Source organism: Pseudomonas sp. BBP2017, from assembly GCF_003024385.1.
In the GTDB taxonomy this organism is placed as follows: Bacteria; Pseudomonadota; Gammaproteobacteria; order Pseudomonadales; family Pseudomonadaceae; genus Aquipseudomonas.
The window spans coordinates 413910-433964 of the sequence record NZ_PVZN01000002.1; the positions used below are offsets into that span (position 1 = coordinate 413910).

Genomic DNA, 20055 nt, shown 5'->3' on the forward strand with positions numbered 1-20055 from the left:
ACAGAATTACTAGGACTTTGTTCGGCGGCCAGGTTGGCGTAAACTGCCGGCAAGTCTGTGAGGAACTTCCATGAGCGCCATAACTATTACCGACGCCGCGCATGATTACCTGGCTGATCTGCTGTCCAAGCAGAACACCCCGGGTATTGGCATTCGCATCTTTATCACCCAGCCGGGCACCACGTACGCCGAAACCTGCATTGCCTACTGCAAGCCGGGCGAAGAAAAGCCGGAAGACACGGCCGTGGGGCTGGCCAGTTTTACTGCCTACCTCGATGCGGTCAGTGTGCCGTTTCTTGAAGATGCGGTAGTTGACTACGCCACCGACCGCATGGGCGGCCAGCTGACCATCAAGGCACCGAACGCCAAAGTGCCGATGGTCAACGAAGACAGCCCGATCAATGAACGCATCAACTACTACCTGCAAACCGAGATCAACCCGGGGCTGGCCAGCCACGGCGGCCAGGTCAGCTTGATCGAGGTGGTTGAAGACGGTATCGCCGTGTTGCAGTTCGGTGGCGGTTGCCAGGGCTGCGGCCAGGCGGATGTGACCTTGAAGGAAGGCATTGAGCGGACCTTGCTTGAGCGTATTCCTGAGCTCAAGGGTGTGCGTGACGTGACTGACCACAGTCAGAAAGAGAACGCCTACTACTAAGGCGTTTTATCGCGGGGCAAGCCCGCTCCCACAGGTGCTACTGTGGGAGCGGGCTTGCCCCGCGATGCATTTCAGCGCCACGGCGCACCATTAGCGAACTGCCGCTCGATCCACTGCTTGAACGCGGTGGTTGCCGCCGTATTGAAGCGAGCACCAGGGCGCACAAGGTATACGCCGGCATCACTGTCCAGTTGCCATTCTGGCAACACCCTCTGCAGATTGCCGCAATCCAGGTCCTTCTTCATCATCCAGTCTCCACCGGCGATGATGCCTACGCCTGCCCGGGCAACGCCAAGCAACGCTTCGTTATCGTTGCTCTGCATCGAGCCCTGTACCTTTACGGTCTGCAGTTCACTGCCGCGATACAAATGCCACTGCGGATAAGAACGCAATCCGGTAAAGCCCAGGCAATTGTGTGTGCCGAGCTCGGCGGGTGACTGCGGCTGCCCATGTCGTTCGAGGTATGCGGGAGCGGCGCAGAGGATGCGTTGGTGATCGCAAAGCTTGCGCGCCACCAAACGACTGTCGCTCAGTTCACCGATGCGGATTGCCGCGTCGAATCCTTCGCCGATCAGATCGACAAAGCGCTCCGAGTACTCGGTTTCCACCGTCACCTGCGGGAAGGCCAGGGCAAACTTGGCGAGCATCGGGCTGAGCCAGAGCCTGCCCATGGAAGAGGGTAGCGCCAGGCGCAAGCGGCCTCTGACCTCAACCGCGCCCTGGGCAGCTTCGCGTTCGGCGTCACTGATCAGGCTGGCGGCATGCCGCAAGCGCTCTACCAGGCGCAAACCTTCATCGGTAAAGCGCAACTGACGGGTCGTGCGTTCGACCAAGCGGATACCCAGGCGCCGCTCCATGGCGCTCAGGCGTTTGGACAGCAGCGAAGGATGGCGTTGCAGTTGCCGGCCTGCCGCCGCAAAGGATCCATGGGCGAAGAGCGCCAGAAGAGTGGCCAGCTCATCGGCCTGGCGACTGTCGAACGGGTCCATGTCGATGCTGCGCCTCGTTCAGGTCCGGTCAGGGGGTGAGGATGATCGCGCCCTGGGAGCGCCCTTGCTGCAAGTCGTCGTGGGCAGAGGCCACGTCGGCCAGGGCATAGCGCTGCCAGATCCGCGGCTGGATGATACCTGCCGTCGCTGCCGCCAGCACGTCCTGCGCACGTTCCTGGTACTCCAGCGTGGTGGCGGTATGCGCGGCGAGCGATGGACGCGTGACAAACAGCGAGCCCTTGGCGTTGAGGGTGCTCATGGCCAGGGGCTCGGGCGCTCCCGAGGTCGCACCATAGGACACCAGCATGCCGCGCGGGCGCAGGCTGTCGAGCGAAGCCTGCAGCGACACCTGGCCAACCGAATCGTAGGCTACATCTACCTTGAGCCCCTGGGTCAGTTCCAGCACCTGTGCCGCCAGCGTATCGGCATCGAACACCAGCACCTCGTCACAGCCTGCATCCCTGGCTCTGGCCACGCTTTGCGACTTTGATACCACCCCGATCACAAAAGCGCCCAGGTGTTTGGCCCAGGGCACCATCAACTGGCCGAGGGCGCCAGCTGCGCCGTAGATCAACACGCGAGTGCCTGGCCCAACCGGGTAGGTGCTCTTGAGCAGGTACTGGGCAGTTATGCCTTTGAACATTATGGCCGCAGCGTCTTCGAACGACAGGTTGTCTGGCAGCTTCACCAGACGCTCGGCCGGAAACAAGCGGGCGCTGGCGTAGCCACCCAGCGGGCCGGTGGCATAGCCCACGCGGTCACCGACTTGCACTGTAGTCACCCCCGGGCCGATTGCAGCTACGGTTCCGGCGCCCTCCAGCCCCAATCCCGAAGGCAGAGCAATCGGCACATTGCCCTTGCGTTGATTGACGTCCAGTGGATTGACGCCGATCGCCGCTTGTTCCAGCCACACCTCGCCGGGGCCGGGAGCTTGCGGATCGGTGTTGGCGAGCTGCATTACTTGCGAGTTGCCTGTTTGCTCAAGGCGCACGTGCATGACCATGTTCAGTACCTCGGATCAGTTGTAGGTGGCTGCGAGGATATTTACTGATGGCATGATCAACAATTATCTGAAAAGGCAGATCAGTGCTGCATACAGTGCAGCAATACTGGTTGGCCCGCTATGTGCTTTAACCCCTTGAACTGCATGTTTACAGGGATCAACGGCATGACGCTTGCTCAACCACTCGACCTCGCTGCCCGCGATACCGGCTGGAGCGCAGAGCTAATGCTGCGCTTTGTTCGCCGTGCAGCGAAGACCTGTATTGGTGCGCGGCGGCATTTCGGTCCTCTTTTGGTGCAGCGGCCGTTCTACCCTGAAGGTGCGCCGTGCCACGTTTATGTGCTGCACCCGCCCGGTGGCGTGGTCGGTGGCGACAAATTGGTGCTTGATGTGCACCTGGAAGCAGGCAGTCATGCGCTGCTGACCATGCCCGGAGCGACCAAGTTCTACCGTAGCGGCGGCGACACCTCGACCTTGAGCCAGCATTTTCACCTGGCCCCAGGCAGCGTGCTGGAATGGTTGCCCCAGGGCAGTATCTGTTTTCCCGGTGCCCGTGTTCGCTTGGAAAACCGCTTCAGCCTGTCGCCGGGTGCGCGCCTGCTGGCCTGGGAAACCTTGTGCCTGGGGCGACCGGTGATGAAAGAGCCTTTCAGCCATGGCGCGCTGGACAGCCGCCTGCAGATCGATGTGCCCGAAGATCCCGGTCTGCACGAGCGTCTGCGCATCGACGGCGGGCAGTTGGAAAAGCTCGGCGGCTATCCGCTACAGGCGACTTTCTGCGCCTATCCAGCCAGCGAAGCACTGCTCGAGCAAACCCGCGTCCTGATCGATGAGTTGAGCGTACCCGCTGCAGCGACCCTGCTCGGCCAACTGCTGGTGGTGCGCCTGCTGGATAACGACAACCAACGCCTGCAATCCACCCTGCAGCAGCTATGGCATGCCTTGCGACCCGCCGTGGTCGGCCTGGCGCCATGCCCGCCGCGTATCTGGGCTACCTGAGAGAACGCCATGGAGCTGACCCCGAGAGAGAAAGACAAACTGCTGCTGTTCACCGCCGCGCTGCTTGCCGAGCGCCGGTTGGCCCGCGGCCTTAAGCTCAACTACCCGGAAGCGGTGGCGTTGATCAGCGCGACGGTCATGGAAGGCGCCCGTGACGGGCGCACCGTCGCCGAGCTGATGAACCTGGGCCGTGAAGTGCTCAGCCGCGAGCAGGTGATGGAAGGCGTGAGCGAAATGATTCCCGATGTGCAGGTTGAAGCGACCTTTCCCGACGGCACCAAGCTGGTGACCGTGCACGACCCGATTGTCTAGGAGCGCAGGATGATTCCCGGAGAAGTACAGGTCGCCGAGGGCGACATCGAACTCAATGGCGGCTGCCCGCGCCTCAGTGTCACGGTGGCCAACCATGGCGACCGGCCGGTGCAGGTCGGCTCGCATTACCACTTCTATGAGGTCAACAACGCCCTGGTGTTCGAACGCGAGCCCAGCCGCGGCATGCGCCTGGACATCGCTGCCGGCACTGCCGTGCGCTTCGAACCGGGCCAGGCGCGCACCGTGACGCTGGTGCCGTATGCCGGCAAGCGCGAGGTCTATGGATTCCAGGGACGGGTGATGGGCAAGCTGGAGGTGCAAGGATGAGCCGGATTTCCCGCAGGGCCTACGCCGACATGTTCGGCCCCACCGTCGGTGACCGGGTGCGCCTGGCCGACACCGAGCTGTGGGTCGAGGTGGAAAAGGACTTCACGGTCTACGGCGAAGAGGTCAAGTTCGGCGGCGGCAAGGTGATCCGCGACGGCATGGGCCAGGGTCAGATGCTCGCCGCCGAGGCCATGGACCTGGTGCTGACCAACGCGCTGATCATCGACCACTGGGGTATCGTCAAGGCGGACATCGGCATCAAGAACGGGCGCATCTTCGGCGTCGGCAAGGCCGGCAATCCGGATGTGCAACCCGGGGTAACCCTGCCGATCGGCGCGGGCACCGAAGTGATCGCCGCCGAAGGCAAGATCGTCACCGCTGGCGGCATCGACTCGCACATCCACTTCATCTGCCCACAGCAGGTGGAGGAGGCGCTGACCTCGGGCATCACCACCTTCATCGGTGGCGGCACCGGGCCTGCCACCGGCACCAACGCCACGACCTGCACCTCAGGGCCCTGGTACCTGGCACGCATGCTCCAGGCGGCCGATGAGCTGCCGATCAACATCGGCCTGCTCGGCAAGGGCAACGCCTCGCAACCACAAGCTTTGCGCGAGCAGATTCACGCTGGCGCCGTGGGCCTCAAGCTGCATGAGGACTGGGGCTCGACCCCGGCAGCCATCGACTGCTGCCTGACGGTGGCTGAAGAGCTGGATGTGCAGGTGGCCATCCACACCGACACCCTCAACGAATCCGGCTGTGTCGAAGATACCCTGGCGGCCATCGGTGATCGCACCATCCATACCTTCCACACTGAAGGGGCGGGCGGCGGTCATGCCCCGGACATCATCCGCGCGGCGGCCTTTGCCAATGTGCTGCCATCATCGACCAACCCGACCTTGCCTTACACCATCAACACCGTGGATGAGCACCTGGACATGCTCATGGTCTGCCACCATCTGGACCCGAGCATTGCCGAAGACGTGGCCTTCGCCGAGTCGCGCATTCGCCGCGAAACCATCGCCGCCGAAGACATCCTGCATGACATCGGCGCGTTCTCCATGACCTCATCCGACTCGCAGGCCATGGGCCGGGTCGGTGAGGTGGTACTGCGCACCTGGCAGGTTGCTGACCAGATGAAGCGCCGCCGTGGCCCGTTGGCGCCAGACAGCAGCTACAGCGACAACTTCCGGGTCAAACGCTACATCGCCAAGTACACCATCAATCCGGCGCTGACCCATGGCATCGCCCATGAAGTGGGTTCAGTGGAGGCGGGCAAGCTGGCCGATCTGGTGCTCTGGGCCCCGGCCTTCTTTGGGGTCAAGCCGGCACTGGTGATCAAGGGCGGGATGATTGCCATGGCGCCGATGGGCGATATCAACGGCTCCATCCCGACCCCGCAGCCGGTGCATTACCGGCCGATGTTCGGTGCCCTGGGCGCGGCGCGAAATGCCACGCGTATGACTTTTCTGTCGCAGTCGGCCCATGAGCGCGGCGTCCATCAGCAACTGGGCTTGCGCAGCCTGATCGGTGTGGTTGATGGCTGTCGTACGGTGCGCAAGGGCGACATGGTCCATAACGGCCTGCTGCCGCTGATCGAAGTGGATTCGCAGACCTACGAGGTGCGTGCCAACGGCGAGCTGCTGGTGTGTGAGCCAGCCACGGTGCTGCCGATGGCGCAACGTTATTTTCTGTTTTGAAGGAGCGAGCATGATTGTCTTGATGCGTCGGCTGAGTGAAGCCTCGCAGGTAAGCACCACGGTGACCCTCACCCTGGACACCCGGATCAAGAGTCGGGTACGCGTCACCCTCGACGACGGTCGCGAGGCCGGCCTGATGCTCGAACGCGGCCAGTTATTGCGCGGCGGTGAGCTGTTGAGTGATGAACTGGGCGCTGAAGTTGTTCGGGTAGTGGCGGCGGCTGAGCAGGTATCCACCGTGCGCTGCGACGATCCGTTGCTGTTGGCGCGCGCCAGCTATCACCTGGGCAATCGCCACGTGCCGTTGCAGATCGAAGGTGGCTTTTTGCGCTATCAGCACGACCACGTACTGGACGAGATGGTTCGCGGCCTGGGCTTGCAGGTAGCGGTGGAACAAGCGCCGTTCGAGCCTGAAGCCGGTGCCTACCAGAGCGCGCCGCATAGCCATGTGCACAGCGATCATCCTTTTGTGCGTGTAGCACAGCACTGATTCTGATAAGGAGCATCACCATGAAAAAAAACCTGGCCCTCGCTTTGTTGCTGGTTGCCGTACCGGCTTTCGCTCATCCGGGGCACGATGCCAATCCGCTGCAGGATGGCCTGCTGCATCCGCTGACCGGCCTTGATCACCTGTTGATGCTGCTCGGTACCGGTGCCCTCGCAGCCTTGACCGGGCGCACCCTGGCGCTGCCATTGCTGACCCTCTGTGCCATGTTCGCTGGCGCGCTGCTGGGGCATCTGTTCGGCGGCGTGATCGGTATGGAGCAGATGATCATTGGCTCGCTGCTGGTCGCCGCTGCCGCGTTGTTGCTGCCTGGCCGTCAAACGATGCTGGCTTTGGCCATGCCGCTGTTTGCCCTGTTCCATGGTTGGGCCCACGGCGTAGAGGCCAGCCCCGGCGCGTTCTGGAAGTTCAGCGCAGGCTTTGTCACGGTCAGCGGCCTGTTGCTGCTGGCAGGTTTTGCCGCAGGCTGTCTGCTGCGCCGTCACCGAGGTCTGCAAAAAGCCTTCGGCGGCGGCCTGCTGGCAGGTGCAGCAGTGGTGCTGGCCGGTTGATGAGCAGCGATCTGAAGCTGCTGCGCCTGTTGCAGCTGGCCAGCCCGAACCTGCCGGTGGGTGGTTTCACCTACTCGCAGGGGCTGGAATGGGCGGTGGAAGCCGGCTGGGTGCAAGGTGCCGAAGGCTTTCGCAGCTGGCAACGCCAGCAGCTGCAAGAAACCCTCGGTTACCTCGACTGGCCGTTGTTGGCGCGTCTCTACCAGGCCTGCCGCGACGATGATGCCGAAGGATTCGCACGCTGGAGCCAGTTCTTGCTGGCCAACCGCGAAACCGCCGAGCTGCGCCTGGAGGAACGCCAGCGTGGCATGGCCCTGGCGCGGCTGCTGGACGGCTGGCAGTTGTGCCAGGCGCCTGAGTGGCGCGCCAGCCTGGGCTTGAGTCAGTTGGGCGGTATGGCCTGGCTAGGCGTGCATTGGGATATCCCGCTGCGTGATCTGGCTCTGGGCCATGGTTTCGCCTGGCTCGAAGGCGCTGTAATGGCTGGAGTCAAGCTGGTGCCCTTTGGTCAGCAAGCGGCTCAGAGTCTGTTGCGCGATCTGTGTGAAGCACTACCCGAGGTGCTGCAAAGCGCCCTGCAACTTCCTGACGATCAGTTGGGCGGTGGCTTGCCGCTGCTGGCGATTGCCTCGGCCCGTCACGAAACCCAATACACCCGATTATTCCGATCCTGAGGAAAGCCCCATGCAAAGTTATCAGCAACCCTTGCGCGTCGGTGTCGGCGGCCCGGTCGGCTCCGGCAAGACGGCGCTGCTTGAAGCCCTATGCAAGGCCATGCGCGATCACTATGAAATCGCCGTGGTCACCAACGACATCTACACCAAGGAAGACCAGCGCATCCTCACCGAAGCCGGGGCCCTGGCACCCGAGCGCATCGTCGGCGTGGAAACCGGTGGTTGCCCACACACCGCCATACGCGAGGACGCCTCGATGAACCTGGCGGCAGTGGAAGACCTGGCACGCAAGTTCGGCAACCTCGAAGTGATCTTTGTCGAGAGCGGCGGCGATAACCTCAGTGCGACCTTCAGTCCGGAGCTGGCCGACCTGACGGTCTATGTGATTGACGTTGCCGAAGGTGAGAAAATCCCGCGCAAGGGCGGACCGGGGATCACCAAGTCGGATTTTCTGGTGATCAACAAGATTGACCTGGCGCCTTATGTGGGGGCGTCGCTGGAGGTGATGGAGAAGGACACCCAACACATGCGTGCGGAGCGGCCCTGGACCTTTACCAACCTCAAAACTGGCCAGGGTTTGCAGCGGGTTATCGATTTCATTATCGAGCGTGGCATGCTCAAGGTTGTTCAAGGTTAAGCACTGGGGGACGGGGCCATGTGGATGGCCCAGTCTTCATAGGGCCGCACGGCGAAACCCGAACGTCCCCGAGTCCGGTACAGGCGCCCCTGAGCAGCCCCTGCACCTGAAGTGAACCTTCAGCCTTTGAGCGTAGCCATATCAATCACAAAGCGGTACTTCACATCCCCTGCAATCATTCGGCTGTAGGCCTCGTTGATGTGGCGGATATCGAGCATCTCGATATCGCAGCGAATATCATGCTCGGCGCAGAACTCCAGAACCTCCTGGGTTTCAGCAATGCCGCCGATCAGCGAGCCGGCCAGCACTCGCCGCTTCATCACCAGGTTGGCGGCGTGCAGGGCAGGGTCTACCGGCTCGATCAGGCCGACCAGAATGTGCACGCCGTCGAACTTCAGGGTTTGCAGGTACGGGTTGAGGTCGTGCTGCACCGGGACGGTGTCGAGGAGGAAGTCAAAACGCTCGCTAGCCGCCTGCATTTGCGCGGCATCGGTTGAGACGATCACATGATCGGCTCCCTGACGCCGGGCTTCTTCGGCTTTGCTCGGCGAACGGGTAAACAGGGTGACTTCAGCCCCCATGGCTTTGGCGAACTTGATGCCCATGTGGCCCAGGCCGCCCATACCGAGGATGCCGACGCGGTCGCCGGGTTTGACCCCGTAATGCTTGAGCGGTGAATAGGTGGTGATGCCGGCACAAAGAATCGGCGCTGCGCCTGGCAGGTCCAGAGCGGCCGGGATGCGCAGGACGAAACGCTCGCTGACCACGATGCTGCTGGAATAGCCGCCCATGGTGTTGCTGCCGTCGACCCGGTCCGGGGTGGCGTAGGTCATGGTCGGGCCTTCCAGGCAGTACTGTTCAAGATCGGCGCGGCACGCCTCGCAGTGCTGGCAGGAGTCGACCATACAGCCAACGCCGACGCTGTCGCCAACCTGATAACGGCTGACCTTGGCACCTACGGCGGTTACCTTGCCGACAATCTCATGGCCGGGCATCAGCGGGTAGACGGCAATGCCCCATTCATTGCGCGCTTGGTGAATGTCCGAGTGACACACACCACAGTAGAGAATCTCGATAGCTACATCGTCGGGGCGCAAGGCGCGGCGCTGGAAGGTCATGGGCGCGAGGGGCGCAGTGGCGGACTGGGCGGCGTAGCCGATGGCTGTGTACATAACAGACCTCTGTAAATCAATGAACGGTAATTGCCGGGTATTGTCCGCAGGGGCAGGGACGCTGGCCACCACCATTCCTCCGTGTGTCATGCCTAAAACTCCGGAGTTTGGTGGGTGGTGCACACAGCGGGCCGCTAAGCTGCGATCATGCCAGTGTCTATTCCTCCGTCCCGGTTCCCTATGCAGCTGACTCGCCACGTTGATGCCAATGCCACCTTGTGTTCCCTGATTCGTGCCTTGGCGGTGCGCCCGGGGTTTGTCGACACTGGTTTGGCCCAGGTGCAGGTGCTGTCGGCCAGTCGCTACGTGGCCAGCAGCCCGCAGATTTACGAACCGAGCCTGATGATCCTGGCCCAGGGCAGCAAACTGGCGCGTCTGGGCCCGCGGACCCTGGAATACGGCGCCGGTCATTACCTGGTGCAGGCGTTGTCGGTGCCGTTCATGTGCGAGACCTTCGCCACGCCGGAGGAACCGCTGCTGGGGGTGTCGGTAGCGATCGACCGGGTGGTCCTGGGAGAACTGGTGCAAAGCATGGGCCTGCCGGCGGATCAGGCGAGCAGGGCGCAGACGCCGGAGTCGATGACTTCAGCCGCGCTGGATGACGCCATGCGCGACAGCGTCGAGCGCTTGCTGCGCTGCCTGCAGGATCCGCTGGACTGTCAGGTGATGGGCGCCGCCCGTGTGCGAGAGGTGCTTTATGTGGCGTTACGCGGGCCGCAGGCGGGAGTGTTGCGCGCACTGGTGGAGCAGCAGGGGCATTTCGCCCGTATCGCGGCGGCACTCAGCTATTTGCGCGACCATTATGCCGAGCCGTTGAGCGTCGAAGCACTGGCCAGCTGCGCAAACATGAGCGCCTCGACCTTTCATGAACACTTCAAGCGCAGCACGATGCTTGCACCGATGCAGTACCTCAAACGTTTGCGTTTGCTCAAGGCCCAGCAAATGTTGATTGGCGAGGGGCTGGGCGTGGCGCAGGTGGCGCATCGGGTGGGCTACCAGAGCACCTCGCAATTCAGCCGTGAGTACAAGCGTCACTTTGATCGCAGCCCTGGGGACGAGCAGGCGTATTTATGACGGTCTCAGACATCAGCAAAATGCACCGCCAGCCACACCGTCGCCTGCTCGCTATCGGTCCATTCGACCCGGTGCTTGCAATGCGCCGGAATCTCGACAAAGTCACCCGGCCTCAACACCCGCTCAGCGCTTTCATGTTCAAGCCGAAGCCCGGCCGAGCCAGTCAGTACAAGCACCCATTCCCCCTGCGGCTGGTCGTACCAGAAACCTGCAGGGCTCGCCTGGCCATGAGAGACAATTCGTTCGATACGCAAGCCCGGGCGGGCCAGCAGTTCGTCGAAGTGTTCATGCGTGGCGGCGGCGGGAAGGGGATTGAACAGGTTGTTGAACATCGCTGCATGACCCTCGTCTGGCATCCCATTGTGGTTTAAGGTGACGTCTGCCACTCATGATAGAGAATCATCATGAAACACCCGCTTTTGCAGCCCTTGTGCGTCGCGATGTTGATGGCTACTTGCCTGCCAGCCTTGGCCGCATTGCCCAGCGCGCCGTCCTACATCGATGATAGCGGCTACCCAGAGGCGGCCAAGCAGCGCATTCTGCCGCCGATGTTCGAGCAGACCCTGACCAGTACCCGCTACATCGCCAAGGCGGACAACCCGCTGATCACCCAGGCCGAAGCCAGCGGCTTCAACCAGACCAGCGATTACCAACAGACGCGTGATTACCTGAGCAAGCTGGTTGCGGCGTCCGGGGGCAGTATCGTTCTTCACGACTTGCCGGAGAAAAGCGCCGAAGGCCACCCGATGGTCATGGCCATTGCCTCGCTGGAAGTCGACAAGTCGCCGGCTGGCTTGAACGAGTCGGGCAAGCCGACGATCTTCGTCGAGGCCGAGATTCACCCCGGCGAGGCCAACGGCAAAGACGCCATGTTCATGCTGCTGCGGGACATGACCACCGGCGACAAGCCGCTGGCCAGTGTGCTGGAGAAGGTCAATATCCTCTTCATCCCCACCGTCAACATCGATGGCGACCTGCGTCGCAGTGCCTATGGGCGGATCAACCAGAACGGTCCGCAGGAGACCGGCTGGCGGGTCAACGGCCTGAACTACAACCTCAACCGTGACTTCACCAAGCTCGACAGCGCCGAGATTCGCAACGTCGCCTGGGTATTCAACACCTACGACCTGAGCTTGTTTGCCGATACCCATTCCACCGATGGCGCCATGTATCCCTACGACAGCTCCTATTGCCACAATGGCAACGGTTGGTCGCCAGCCAGTAGCGCGTGGATGGATAGCGTCATGCGTGGCCCGGTGTACAAGGCGCTGGAGGCCGACGGGCATGTGGTGCATGAGTGCATCAGCCCCAACGACAACCAGGACCCGAGCCAGGGCTATTACCCGTACCGCACTGACTATGCGCGGTTTTCCAACCAATACGGCGACATCCGCAACGTCCCCTCGATTCTCATCGAACAACACGCGTTGCACCCCTACCAGACCCAGGTACTGGGTAACTATGTGATGCTCAAAAGCATGTTCCAGGTCATTGGCGAGCAATCAGCATCGCTCAAGGAAGCCATCCGCCAGGACCGTGAGCGACTGGAGAATCAGCAGGAGGTGATCCTCACCTGGAAGCCGGGCAAGGCCCAGACCACCCCGTTCAGTGTCGGTGACTACCGTTATGAGCAGTCACCGATCACTGGCGCCAAGACCATTGTCTGGAGCAACAAACCCAGACAGCTGACGGTGCCGGTGACCGGCAACACCGAGCCGGATCTGGTGACCAGGCGCCCACAGCAGTACATCGTGCCCGGCCAGTGGCGCGAGGTCATCGCCCGGCTCAAGGCCCACGGCATCCAGATGACCACCCTGGACACACCCAAGGCGATAGCGGTCACCCTGTACCGCATGGACGAGGTCAAGGTGGCGGGCGGATTCGAGCCTGATCGTGCGCAAACCAACCAGATCCCTGGCTACGAAGGACGCCTGCCGGTCAGCGGGGTGGCCAAGCCATTCGAACGGTTGCAGACCTTCCCGGCAGGTTCGGTGGTGATCGACCTTGATCAACCGTTGGCTGTGCTGGCGGTCAACTTGCTGTATCCCGAAAGCCCTGATTCGTTCTGGGCCTGGGGTTTTTTCAACTCGACCCTAGTAGCCGCGGAAGAGCCGGAGGAGTACGTGATGGAGCCAATGGCGCGCAAGATGCTCGCCGAAAGTCCTGAACTCAAGGCCGAATTCGACAAGAAGCTCAAGGCCGACAAGGTCTTTGCCGCCAGCCCGAGTGCGCGCTTGCAATGGTTTTACCAGCACACACCCTTCTATGACGTGAATGCCTTTGTTTATCCGGTGGGGGCGGTGTTCTGAAGCCTGGCGCGGGACAAACATAATGATAAGAGAGGAAACGATGGTCGCGGTTCAAGCAAATGGCGCACAGGTGTCGATAGCAACGCTCGAAGCGTTCAATCAGTGTGTACTGCAGTTGGCCAGCCTGGCCCGTGAGGAAGGCAGCTCGCATTTCATCGCCGACGGCTTGCAGGCCTTCCGCCAACTGGTGCCGTTTGCCTCAGCCTGGTGGGGGGAGATGTCTGCGGGCGTTTCCAGTGCGCCACTGCAGAGCTGGATGCACGGGCGCATCGACCTGCCGCCATCCTTTGCTGCTGAGTGGCGCCACGTCGCAGGTCTGGACAGCTTCGCCCACGACACCCTGACCAGGCCGGGCAGCGTGATTCGCGATAGCGAGTTCACTGATCCGGTCGAGGCGGTCAACGACTTTGCCCGCCGTTACGACCTCTATCACCTGATGAGCATCACCTTCGAATTGCCGGAGAGCGACCTGAGTTTCTTTGTCTGCTTGTACCGGGGCGTGGATGAGCAAGCATTCAACGCCAGCGAGGACGCGTTGTTTGCCGCCTTCTGTGCACACTTGCTGCAATTGTGGCGTTTCCAGGTACAGGACATGATCCGCCTCGATACCGGCAATGGCGCCAGCGACTTTGGTGTTGCCCGTCTGGATGGCAGCCTGCTGTACGTCGGGGCACGGCTGTGCGCAGCGATACAGCGTGAGGTGCCGGGCTGGAGCGGCTCGGTGTTGCCAGCCGAGGTCACCGCGCAGTTACACAAGGTGCCCTGTGTGATGCGCCTGGGGCGCTGCGCACTGACCCTGAGCCCCAACGCCGAACATGTGATCCTGTCACTTGAAGCGCCGCCTCCTGGCGTGGTGCTCGCGCCCCGCGAACGCACGGCGGCGATGCTGTTCGCTGCTGGCCATTCCTACAAGGAAATCGCCCGGATGCTGTCATTGAGCCCGGCCACGGTGCGTACCTACCTGCGCAATTGCTATGCGCAACTGGGGGTCAAGAGCAAGGTGGAACTGGGCTTGGCCTTGCGTTCGGCAGCACCGCTGGTGGAAAAAATCGTCTGACCCTCCTCATTTGCGGAGGTCCGTTCTTTTGTCGCGCGCTATAGGGTGTGCCCAGAGCCGATAAAAACAAGAGAGCGTTCCGATGCAACGAGTAATTCCCAATCTGTTGGCCGCGACCCTGGCTTTTTCTTCCTTGCAGGTCATGGCCGCCGCTGATCTGGTGCTGGTCAACGGTAAGGTGTACACCGCCGAGCCCGGCCAAGCCCTGATGCAAGCAGTGGCGGTCAAGGATGGCAAGATTCTGCAAGTGGGCACAGATGCGCAGATCAATGCGCTGGCCGACGCCCACACCCAACGCATCGACCTGGCTGGCAAAGTGCTGATGCCGGGGATGATCGACACCCACAGTCATCCGGTAGCGGCCGCATTCGCTACATTGGGCGCTAACCTGGAAGATGAAGTCAAGCCGTTGCCGGAGCTTGAGCAATGGATACTTGCCGAGCTCAAGGACGGTCGCGGACGTGCCGCTGATATCATCAGTATCGCCGGCGTGAGCTCAGCCTATTGGGAGAAAAGCCGCGAACTGGGCCAGCTGTTCAATCAGGGGCGTTGGGCGGATCAACCGTTGGTGCTCAACGGTATCGATGGCCACACCGGCTGGGCCAACAACGCCATGCTCAAGAGGCTGAAAATCGACGCCGTACTGGTCAAGGGTATGTCAGAGCAGGACCGCGGCTATGTAGGTCACGATGCTGACTTCACGCCAAACGGCTATTTTTCCGAATCGCAATGGGACCAGGTGCGTAGCCAGATTCCTGCCGCCAGTGAAGAGGTCATGCTCAAGGCCGCCCGTGAAGCGGTGCGGATCAACAATCAGTACGGTGTGACCGCCTGGATGGACGCGGCTGCCAACGCTGGCAGCGGCGATTCTCTGTTTGATTTCAAAGCCACCGGGCAAAGCTACGGCGTGTTGCCGCTGTACCGCACCCTGGCCGAGCAGGGCGAACTGAACGCCCATGTGGCCGCCTTGATGATTGCCAACCCCAAGAGCCGGCCAGCGGACCTTGAGGTATTGGCCAGCGTCATGAAGAAATTTGAGGACGTGCCCAACCTGAGTTTTCCGGGTATCAAGGTCTTTGTTGATGGCGTGCTGGAGTATCCCGGGCAGACAGCCGCAGTGCTTTCACCCTATAAAAACAGTCAGAAAAATGGTCAGCTGTTGATCGAGCCCGAGCACTTTGGCGAGCTGGTGGCCGCAGCAGAGCAGCGCGACTGGATCGTTCATATGCATGCCGTTGGCGACCGGGCGGTGCGCGAGGCACTCAATGGTGTCGACTACGCGCGCAAGCTCAACAACAGCGCCAAGGCTCACAGCATCAGCCACCTGCAAGTGGTCGACCCCAAGGACTTTGCACGTTTCCAACAACTGGGAGTGATCGCCTCGATGCAGCTGCTTTGGGCCACGGGGGAGAGTTACACCGTGGAACTGGTCAAACCCTACATCAGTGCATCGGCTTACAGCTACCAGTACCCGGCCAACTCCCTGCAGCACGCCGGGGCAATGATTGCCGGCGCCAGTGACTGGCCAGTGTCCAGCCCCAACCCGTGGAATGCCATTGCCCAGGCGAGTACGCGCAAAGGGCCGTTGGGGGTGCTCAACGCCAAGGAAAGTGTCGACCGCCAGGTCATGTTCCAGGCCTACACCCTGAACGCCGCCAAGGCACTGCGCCTGGATCAGCAGATTGGCTCATTGACGCCCGGCAAGCAGGCTGACCTGATCGTCCTCGATCGGGATGTGTTCAAGGTCAGCAACGATGAGTTGTTCGACACTCAAGTGCTGAAGACTTTCTTCGCCGGCAAACAGGTCTACGCACCCGCCTCCTGACCGCTCTCCTTGACGATACCTGGCTCCTTGCGTAGCGAGGGGCTCGGTTTCGCCTGCACGAATCTACCCGCACACCGATAACAACAAGGGTTTTGTATGAACGCACGCGCCATTTTCTCCCTCGTCAGCTTGTTGCTGACCCCCTTGAGCAGCCAGGCCCTGACGCTGAGCGAAGACTTCTCCCTGGAGGTGGAACTCACTGCAGCCAGCGACTACCGCAGCCGGGGCATCTCGCAAACCCTTGGCGATCCGGCCCTGCAGGCTGGCGCTACGCTGCTCCACAGCAGTGGCTTGTATCTGGGGGCCTGGACCTCTAACGTCGATTTCGGTTTTGACTTCAAGACCCGCCAGGAGCTGGAGTACTACGCAGGTTGGTACTGGCAAGCGAGCGATGCCATCAGCCTTGATCTGGGGTACATCAAATATGCCTATCCCAAGGAGGGCCAGTTCAACTTGAGCGAGGTTTACGCCATCCTCGAACTTTACGGGGTACAACTGGGAGCCTACTACTCCGATGACACGCCGAATGTCTTTGGTAAGGACCAGGACACGCTCTACACCTACCTCGGTTACAGTTTTGCGCTGCCAGGCGAAGTGGGGCTGGCGTTGCGGGCAGGGCGCAATGATGTAAAAGATCCGGCGTTCTGGTCGGCCAGTGGCGATGACCGTAAGGCTTACTATGAGTGGGAGGCGAAACTTAGCCGTGAGTTTGTCGGGGTTACCTGGGGGCTGAGCTATGTCGACACAGACCTGTCGAAAAGCGAGTGCATCAGTTGGTACGGTTATGACGACCTGTGCACGGCGACAGTGGTGGTCAGCGCCAGCAAGACGTTCTGAGGGCTGTTGGGGATCTGTGGGAGCGGGCTTGCCCCGCGATGCGATGTGGCTGACAGCGTGCAATCGCGGGGCAAGCCCCACCACAATAACGGCTTTAATTATGTATTGTTAAAAACTGCGGCTTTACGAAGAACAGTACATGCCCCTCAACCACGATCGCAGCCCATGGCAGGTCTTTCTGATTTTCCTGCGCCTGGGCTTGACCTCGTTTGGAGGTCCTGTCGCCCACCTAGGCTACTTTCGCGATGAATTCGTCTGCCGTCGCGGCTGGTTGAGCGAGCGCTGTTATGCCGATCGGGTAACGCTCTGCCAGTTTCTGTCCGGCTCCGCCAGCAGTCAGGTCGGTATCGCGCTGGGGCTGTCGCAGGCAGGCTACCGTGGTTGGTGGTGATCGGATGTGGCATTGCGGGTTGGTTTACTGTAGGTGCGGGCTTGCCTCGCGCAAAGGACGATTGATCGCTCCTCGACGAGCAAGCATCATTTTTGCCCAAGCAATCGCTCGATCTGCGCCATTTCCCAGGTACTGAGCAAACTGACCGGATCCGTGCCGTAGCGTTGCCAGGTGTCCAGTGAGCCTTCCCGGCCATCCGGGTGCCTGCAGCGTTCGCAGTGGTGTAAGCGACCTCCTTCGAAATCCAGCAGCAATTGCCAGCCTTCGATCCCGACCCATACTTGCCCGCACGTCTGATGCTGTTCCAGTTGCTGCAAGAAACGCACGCCCATGGCGACGTCGCGCAATTGTTGGTAGACCTCGCGGGAGAGCAGGGTGGGCATCGGTAATCACTCGGTAAATGCAAAGTGTACAGTGGCAACCCTTCAGGCATCACGCAGCAAATCCTGGGCATCCAGCAGCCGGTAGGCAATCTCCGGCTGACGTTCCAGCGCCCGGCGGATGGCGGCGGCGATGCTCTGCCGGGTTTTGCGGCACAGGCCCGGCAGTTCTTCAATCTGGATGTTGAAACCGCGCATGGTCCGCACTTCGTTGTCGCTGGGGCTAATCTGCAGGCGGATGCCAAGGTTCTCGTAGAGCTTGCACTGCATGTGCTCCAGATCTGCCAGGCTCTGCAGATTCTCCAGGCGCTCGAGCAGGCGCTTTTCTTCCTGACGGGTCAGTAGCAGGATGCGCAGGTCCTGCAGCGATTCGCGGCCGCAGTCGCAGGCGCCGGGCGGGCAGGGGGAGCGGGTGGGCAAGGAGGCGTTCATGACCTCCAGCATAGCGACGCTAACCGGCTTTTGCCCAGAGGCGAACCGCAACCTGTCGTCGGGCGGCGGGTATGGCTGACGTGGAGGGCTGGGCCCCGCGTCTGCAGGGGCCACAGTTGTAAGCGTTCAAGGCGTGATCGCAACCTTCATCACCCCGTCACGCTGATGCGCAAACAGCTCATAGGCGGCCTCGATATCGTCCAGCTTGAAGCGGTGGGTGACCAGCGGCTTGAGATCGACGCTGCCACTGCCGACCACTTCCATCAACCGGCGCATGCGCTCCTTGCCACCGGGGCACAGGGTACTGACGATGCTGTAGTCACCCAGGCCTGCGGCAAATGCCGACAGCGGGATGGTCAGGTCGGACGAATACACGCCCAGGCTCGACAAGGTGCCGCCCGGGCGCAGGATGCGCAGGGCCGACTCGAAGGTTGATTGGGTGCCGAGTGCTTCGATAGCGACATCCACGCCGCGGCCATGGGTCAGGGCCATGATCTGTTCTACCACATTGCCCTGCTTGAAATCGACCACATGGGTGGCCCCCAACTGACGCGCAACCGTCAGCCGCGCAGCGACGGTATCGACACCGATAATGGTGCTCGCCCCCATCAGGCGGGCGCCTGCCACGGCACACAGTCCGATTGGGCCCAGGGCGAACACTGCGACCGTGTCACCGATACGTACGCCGCCACGTTCGGCACCGGAAAAACCGGTGGACATGATGTCCGGGCACATCAGTACCTGTTCATCACTCAGGCTGTCGGGGATTGGTGACAGGTTGGCCATGGCATCGGGCACCAAGACGTATTCGGCCTGGCAACCATCGATGGTGTTGCCGAACTTCCAGCCGCCAGCGGGGCGGAAACCGTGTGGTGTGCCAGGGCCGTCCTGAGAGGCGCAGCCGCACAGGCAGGCATAACTGTGGCCGCTGGGGGTGATTGCCCCGGCGATGACTCGCTGGCCTTCGCTGAAGCCCTGGACCTGGCTGCCAAGCTTTTCAATGATGCCGACCGGCTCATGACCGATGGTCAGGCCTTTGGCGACCGGGTATTCGCCGCGCAGGATGTGCACGTCGGTGCCGCAAATCGTCGTGGTGGTAATGCGCAGCAGCGCGTCGGAAGGCCCCACTTCGGGGATAGGTTTTTCATCCAGAACAATGCGGTTCTTTTCAACGAAGATTGCCGCTTTCATGCGGGACATGGCCATTTCTCCTGAACAGGTGTGCGTGGCTGGGTCGTGCAGACTGCGTTCAGGGTGCGCGTTTGGCAGGCGCAAGGCTAGTGATCAGGATCAATAAGAGGGAGGTAAAAGCATCGCGGGGCAAGCCCGCTCCCACAGGTTCTACCTCAACCTGGTGGGAGCGGGCTTGCCCCGCGATGACTTCGAACTGGCGAAATCAGATCAAGCCGCCGAGCTCAGTTGGTTAACGCCTTGAGCCTTGACCATCTGCTTGCGGCAGGCGTCACCAAAGGCCTGGAACATCTTCACCGAATCCGGGTTCTTTGCCGCTTGCCATTCCGGGTGCCATTGTACGGCGAACAGGAAGGGCGACAGGCTTGGTGCGTGGATAGCCTCTACCAGGCCATCTTCGGCGTGAGCCAACGGCTCAATGCCTTTGCCGAGGGTTTTCAGGCCCTGGCCGTGCAGCGAGTTGACGCGGATCTCGTCGATTTGCAGCAGTTTTTGCAGCCAGCTGCCTTGCTCCAGACGCACGCTGTGCACCGCACTGTACTGCACGTCTACCGGATCTTCGGGGTTTTCCCGGTGATCGTTGAAGCCGGTTTCTGCGTAAACCTTCTGGTAGATGTCGCCACCCAAGGCTACGTTGATTTCTTGCATGCCACGGCAGATACCGAAGATCGGCAGACCACGGGCAATGGCTGCTTTCACCAGGGGCAGGTCGAACAGGTCGCGGTCACGATCCTGGGCTTTGCCTGGGGTCTGGTTTTCCTGGCCGTAGAGCGCTGGGTCGATGTTGCTGCCAGCACCAGTGAGGTAAACACCGTCAGCCATGTCCAGGTAGGTTTCGAGGTCTTCGATGCCGCAGCAGGTCGGTACCAGAACCGGTACGCAACCGGCATGTTCAACCAGCGGCACGATGTATTTGTGGGTCATGACCTGATAGTCGTGACCTTTGCGCTCCTGGGCGCCCATGGTCATCAGGACGACGGGTTTGCGAAGGGGTTGTTTCTTATTGCCAATGTTGCTGTTGGGCATATGTCACCT

Annotated in this window: 22 protein-coding genes and 1 pseudogene; 15 read left to right on the top strand and 8 right to left on the bottom strand. The window is 61.4% G+C overall.

Features of this window, described 5'->3' with window-relative positions; translation table 11 throughout:
* Nucleotides 1-70 precede the first annotated feature (70 nt).
* Complete coding sequence (nfuA, locus tag C6382_RS04710) at nt 71-655, top strand: Fe-S biogenesis protein NfuA (protein WP_028941949.1); 585 nt, start codon at nt 71-73, stop codon at nt 653-655.
* Nucleotides 656-726: 71 nt separating this feature from the next.
* Here nfuA and C6382_RS04715 read toward each other — a convergent pair whose 3' ends face one another.
* Both C6382_RS04715 and C6382_RS04720 read right to left on the bottom strand, forming a co-directional pair.
* Entirely contained in the window at nt 727-1644 is a 918-nt protein-coding gene (locus tag C6382_RS04715; protein WP_107023372.1) for a LysR family transcriptional regulator, read from the bottom strand.
* A gap of 28 nt (nt 1645-1672) precedes the next feature.
* The gene (locus C6382_RS04720; RefSeq protein ID WP_107023373.1) at nt 1673-2647 is read right to left on the bottom strand and encodes a quinone oxidoreductase; all 975 of its coding nucleotides are present in this window, start codon (nt 2645-2647) and stop codon (nt 1673-1675) included.
* A 165-nt stretch (nt 2648-2812) separates the two neighbouring features.
* On the opposite strand from C6382_RS04720, the gene C6382_RS04725 reads away from it, so the two are divergent.
* The 8 genes from C6382_RS04725 to ureG are packed head-to-tail and all read left to right on the top strand — an operon-like array spanning nt 2813 to nt 8352.
* On the top strand, nt 2813-3646 hold the full coding sequence (locus tag C6382_RS04725) for an urease accessory protein UreD (protein ID WP_107023516.1): 834 nt from the start codon (nt 2813-2815) through the stop codon (nt 3644-3646).
* A gap of 9 nt (nt 3647-3655) precedes the next feature.
* The gene (locus C6382_RS04730) at nt 3656-3958 is read left to right on the top strand and encodes an urease subunit gamma (protein WP_107023374.1); all 303 of its coding nucleotides are present in this window, start codon (nt 3656-3658) and stop codon (nt 3956-3958) included.
* Nucleotides 3959-3967: 9 nt separating this feature from the next.
* Nucleotides 3968-4285, top strand: a complete 318-nt coding sequence (locus C6382_RS04735) for an urease subunit beta (protein ID WP_107023375.1) — start codon at nt 3968-3970, stop codon at nt 4283-4285.
* Nucleotides 4282-5985 carry an urease subunit alpha gene (ureC, locus tag C6382_RS04740; RefSeq protein ID WP_107023376.1) on the top strand — a complete coding sequence of 568 codons (1704 nt, stop codon included), beginning with the start codon at nt 4282-4284 and terminating at the stop codon, nt 5983-5985. Before C6382_RS04735 ends, ureC begins: the two co-directional genes overlap by 4 nt.
* A 10-nt stretch (nt 5986-5995) precedes the next feature.
* The gene (gene ureE / locus C6382_RS04745) at nt 5996-6475 is read left to right on the top strand and encodes an urease accessory protein UreE (RefSeq protein WP_107023377.1); all 480 of its coding nucleotides are present in this window, start codon (nt 5996-5998) and stop codon (nt 6473-6475) included.
* A gap of 20 nt (nt 6476-6495) precedes the next feature.
* Entirely contained in the window at nt 6496-7041 is a 546-nt protein-coding gene (locus C6382_RS04750) for a HupE/UreJ family protein (protein ID WP_107023378.1), read from the top strand.
* Entirely contained in the window at nt 7041-7715 is a 675-nt protein-coding gene (locus tag C6382_RS04755) for an urease accessory protein UreF (RefSeq protein WP_107023379.1), read from the top strand. Before C6382_RS04750 ends, C6382_RS04755 begins: the two co-directional genes overlap by 1 nt.
* Before the next feature lie 10 nt (nt 7716-7725).
* A complete protein-coding gene (gene ureG / locus C6382_RS04760) occupies nt 7726-8352 on the top strand; it encodes an urease accessory protein UreG (protein WP_107023380.1) in 627 nt (208 codons plus the stop codon).
* Nucleotides 8353-8471: 119 nt separating this feature from the next.
* Here ureG and C6382_RS04765 read toward each other — a convergent pair whose 3' ends face one another.
* Complete coding sequence (locus C6382_RS04765; protein WP_107023381.1) at nt 8472-9524, bottom strand: NAD(P)-dependent alcohol dehydrogenase; 1053 nt, start codon at nt 9522-9524, stop codon at nt 8472-8474.
* 180 nt (nt 9525-9704) lie between these two features.
* On the opposite strand from C6382_RS04765, the gene C6382_RS04770 reads away from it, so the two are divergent.
* Entirely contained in the window at nt 9705-10598 is an 894-nt protein-coding gene (locus C6382_RS04770) for an AraC family transcriptional regulator (RefSeq protein WP_107023382.1), read from the top strand.
* A gap of 5 nt (nt 10599-10603) precedes the next feature.
* On the opposite strand, the gene C6382_RS04775 is transcribed toward C6382_RS04770, so the two are convergent.
* Nucleotides 10604-10930: a cupin domain-containing protein gene (locus C6382_RS04775; RefSeq protein WP_107023517.1), complete on the bottom strand. Its 327-nt coding sequence runs from the start codon at nt 10928-10930 to the stop codon at nt 10604-10606.
* A 72-nt stretch (nt 10931-11002) separates the two neighbouring features.
* Here C6382_RS04775 and C6382_RS04780 point away from each other — a divergent pair, with 72 nt between their 5' ends.
* The 5 genes and pseudogenes from C6382_RS04780 to C6382_RS04800 form a co-directional block, all read left to right on the top strand.
* Nucleotides 11003-12907, top strand: a complete 1905-nt coding sequence (locus tag C6382_RS04780) for a M14 family metallopeptidase (RefSeq protein ID WP_107023383.1) — start codon at nt 11003-11005, stop codon at nt 12905-12907.
* A gap of 40 nt (nt 12908-12947) precedes the next feature.
* Nucleotides 12948-13964 carry a helix-turn-helix transcriptional regulator gene (locus tag C6382_RS04785; protein WP_107023384.1) on the top strand — a complete coding sequence of 339 codons (1017 nt, stop codon included), beginning with the start codon at nt 12948-12950 and terminating at the stop codon, nt 13962-13964.
* 82 nt (nt 13965-14046) lie between these two features.
* A complete protein-coding gene (locus tag C6382_RS04790) occupies nt 14047-15789 on the top strand; it encodes an amidohydrolase (RefSeq protein ID WP_107023385.1) in 1743 nt (580 codons plus the stop codon).
* A 96-nt stretch (nt 15790-15885) separates the two neighbouring features.
* Nucleotides 15886-16626 (top strand): TorF family putative porin, encoded by a 741-nt coding sequence (locus C6382_RS04795; RefSeq protein WP_107023386.1) that lies wholly within the window; start codon nt 15886-15888, stop codon nt 16624-16626.
* A gap of 139 nt (nt 16627-16765) precedes the next feature.
* Nucleotides 16766-17008 (top strand): annotated as a pseudogene (locus C6382_RS04800) (chromate transporter); the annotation flags it as partial.
* A 95-nt stretch (nt 17009-17103) separates the two neighbouring features.
* On the opposite strand, the gene C6382_RS04805 reads toward C6382_RS04800, so the two are convergent.
* The 4 genes from C6382_RS04805 to C6382_RS04820 form a co-directional block, all read right to left on the bottom strand.
* Nucleotides 17104-17400 carry a hypothetical protein gene (locus C6382_RS04805; protein WP_107023387.1) on the bottom strand — a complete coding sequence of 99 codons (297 nt, stop codon included), beginning with the start codon at nt 17398-17400 and terminating at the stop codon, nt 17104-17106.
* 42 nt (nt 17401-17442) lie between these two features.
* On the bottom strand, nt 17443-17829 hold the full coding sequence (locus C6382_RS04810; protein WP_107023388.1) for a hypothetical protein: 387 nt from the start codon (nt 17827-17829) through the stop codon (nt 17443-17445).
* A 126-nt stretch (nt 17830-17955) separates the two neighbouring features.
* Nucleotides 17956-19029: an NAD(P)-dependent alcohol dehydrogenase gene (locus tag C6382_RS04815; RefSeq protein WP_107023389.1), complete on the bottom strand. Its 1074-nt coding sequence runs from the start codon at nt 19027-19029 to the stop codon at nt 17956-17958.
* A gap of 201 nt (nt 19030-19230) precedes the next feature.
* Nucleotides 19231-20046, bottom strand: coding sequence for a gamma-glutamyl-gamma-aminobutyrate hydrolase family protein (locus C6382_RS04820; protein ID WP_107023390.1), 816 nt, complete (start codon nt 20044-20046; stop codon nt 19231-19233).
* Nucleotides 20047-20055 lie beyond the last annotated feature (9 nt).

What these genes read in the sequence shown, in the direction of transcription:
- C6382_RS04790 (WP_107023385.1), top strand. Translation starts at nt 14,047, where the DNA reads ATGCAACGAGTAATTCCCAATCTGTTGGCCGCGACCCTGGCTTTTTCT.
- C6382_RS04715 (WP_107023372.1), bottom strand. Translation starts at nt 1,644, where the DNA reads ATGGACCCGTTCGACAGTCGCCAGGCCGATGAGCTGGCCACTCTTCTG.
- C6382_RS04750 (WP_107023378.1), top strand. Translation starts at nt 6,496, where the DNA reads ATGAAAAAAAACCTGGCCCTCGCTTTGTTGCTGGTTGCCGTACCGGCT.
- C6382_RS04770 (WP_107023382.1), top strand. Translation starts at nt 9,705, where the DNA reads ATGCAGCTGACTCGCCACGTTGATGCCAATGCCACCTTGTGTTCCCTG.
- C6382_RS04775 (WP_107023517.1), bottom strand. Translation starts at nt 10,930, where the DNA reads ATGTTCAACAACCTGTTCAATCCCCTTCCCGCCGCCGCCACGCATGAA.
- C6382_RS04735 (WP_107023375.1), top strand. Translation starts at nt 3,968, where the DNA reads ATGATTCCCGGAGAAGTACAGGTCGCCGAGGGCGACATCGAACTCAAT.
- C6382_RS04820 (WP_107023390.1), bottom strand. Translation starts at nt 20,046, where the DNA reads ATGCCCAACAGCAACATTGGCAATAAGAAACAACCCCTTCGCAAACCC.
- C6382_RS04765 (WP_107023381.1), bottom strand. Translation starts at nt 9,524, where the DNA reads ATGTACACAGCCATCGGCTACGCCGCCCAGTCCGCCACTGCGCCCCTC.
- ureC (WP_107023376.1), top strand. Translation starts at nt 4,282, where the DNA reads ATGAGCCGGATTTCCCGCAGGGCCTACGCCGACATGTTCGGCCCCACC.
- ureG (WP_107023380.1), top strand. Translation starts at nt 7,726, where the DNA reads ATGCAAAGTTATCAGCAACCCTTGCGCGTCGGTGTCGGCGGCCCGGTC.
- C6382_RS04780 (WP_107023383.1), top strand. Translation starts at nt 11,003, where the DNA reads ATGAAACACCCGCTTTTGCAGCCCTTGTGCGTCGCGATGTTGATGGCT.
- ureE (WP_107023377.1), top strand. Translation starts at nt 5,996, where the DNA reads ATGATTGTCTTGATGCGTCGGCTGAGTGAAGCCTCGCAGGTAAGCACC.
- C6382_RS04730 (WP_107023374.1), top strand. Translation starts at nt 3,656, where the DNA reads ATGGAGCTGACCCCGAGAGAGAAAGACAAACTGCTGCTGTTCACCGCC.
- nfuA (WP_028941949.1), top strand. Translation starts at nt 71, where the DNA reads ATGAGCGCCATAACTATTACCGACGCCGCGCATGATTACCTGGCTGAT.
- C6382_RS04725 (WP_107023516.1), top strand. Translation starts at nt 2,813, where the DNA reads ATGACGCTTGCTCAACCACTCGACCTCGCTGCCCGCGATACCGGCTGG.
- C6382_RS04785 (WP_107023384.1), top strand. Translation starts at nt 12,948, where the DNA reads ATGGTCGCGGTTCAAGCAAATGGCGCACAGGTGTCGATAGCAACGCTC.
- C6382_RS04810 (WP_107023388.1), bottom strand. Translation starts at nt 17,829, where the DNA reads ATGAACGCCTCCTTGCCCACCCGCTCCCCCTGCCCGCCCGGCGCCTGC.
- C6382_RS04805 (WP_107023387.1), bottom strand. Translation starts at nt 17,400, where the DNA reads ATGCCCACCCTGCTCTCCCGCGAGGTCTACCAACAATTGCGCGACGTC.
- C6382_RS04795 (WP_107023386.1), top strand. Translation starts at nt 15,886, where the DNA reads ATGAACGCACGCGCCATTTTCTCCCTCGTCAGCTTGTTGCTGACCCCC.
- C6382_RS04815 (WP_107023389.1), bottom strand. Translation starts at nt 19,029, where the DNA reads ATGTCCCGCATGAAAGCGGCAATCTTCGTTGAAAAGAACCGCATTGTT.
- C6382_RS04720 (WP_107023373.1), bottom strand. Translation starts at nt 2,647, where the DNA reads ATGGTCATGCACGTGCGCCTTGAGCAAACAGGCAACTCGCAAGTAATG.
- C6382_RS04755 (WP_107023379.1), top strand. Translation starts at nt 7,041, where the DNA reads ATGAGCAGCGATCTGAAGCTGCTGCGCCTGTTGCAGCTGGCCAGCCCG.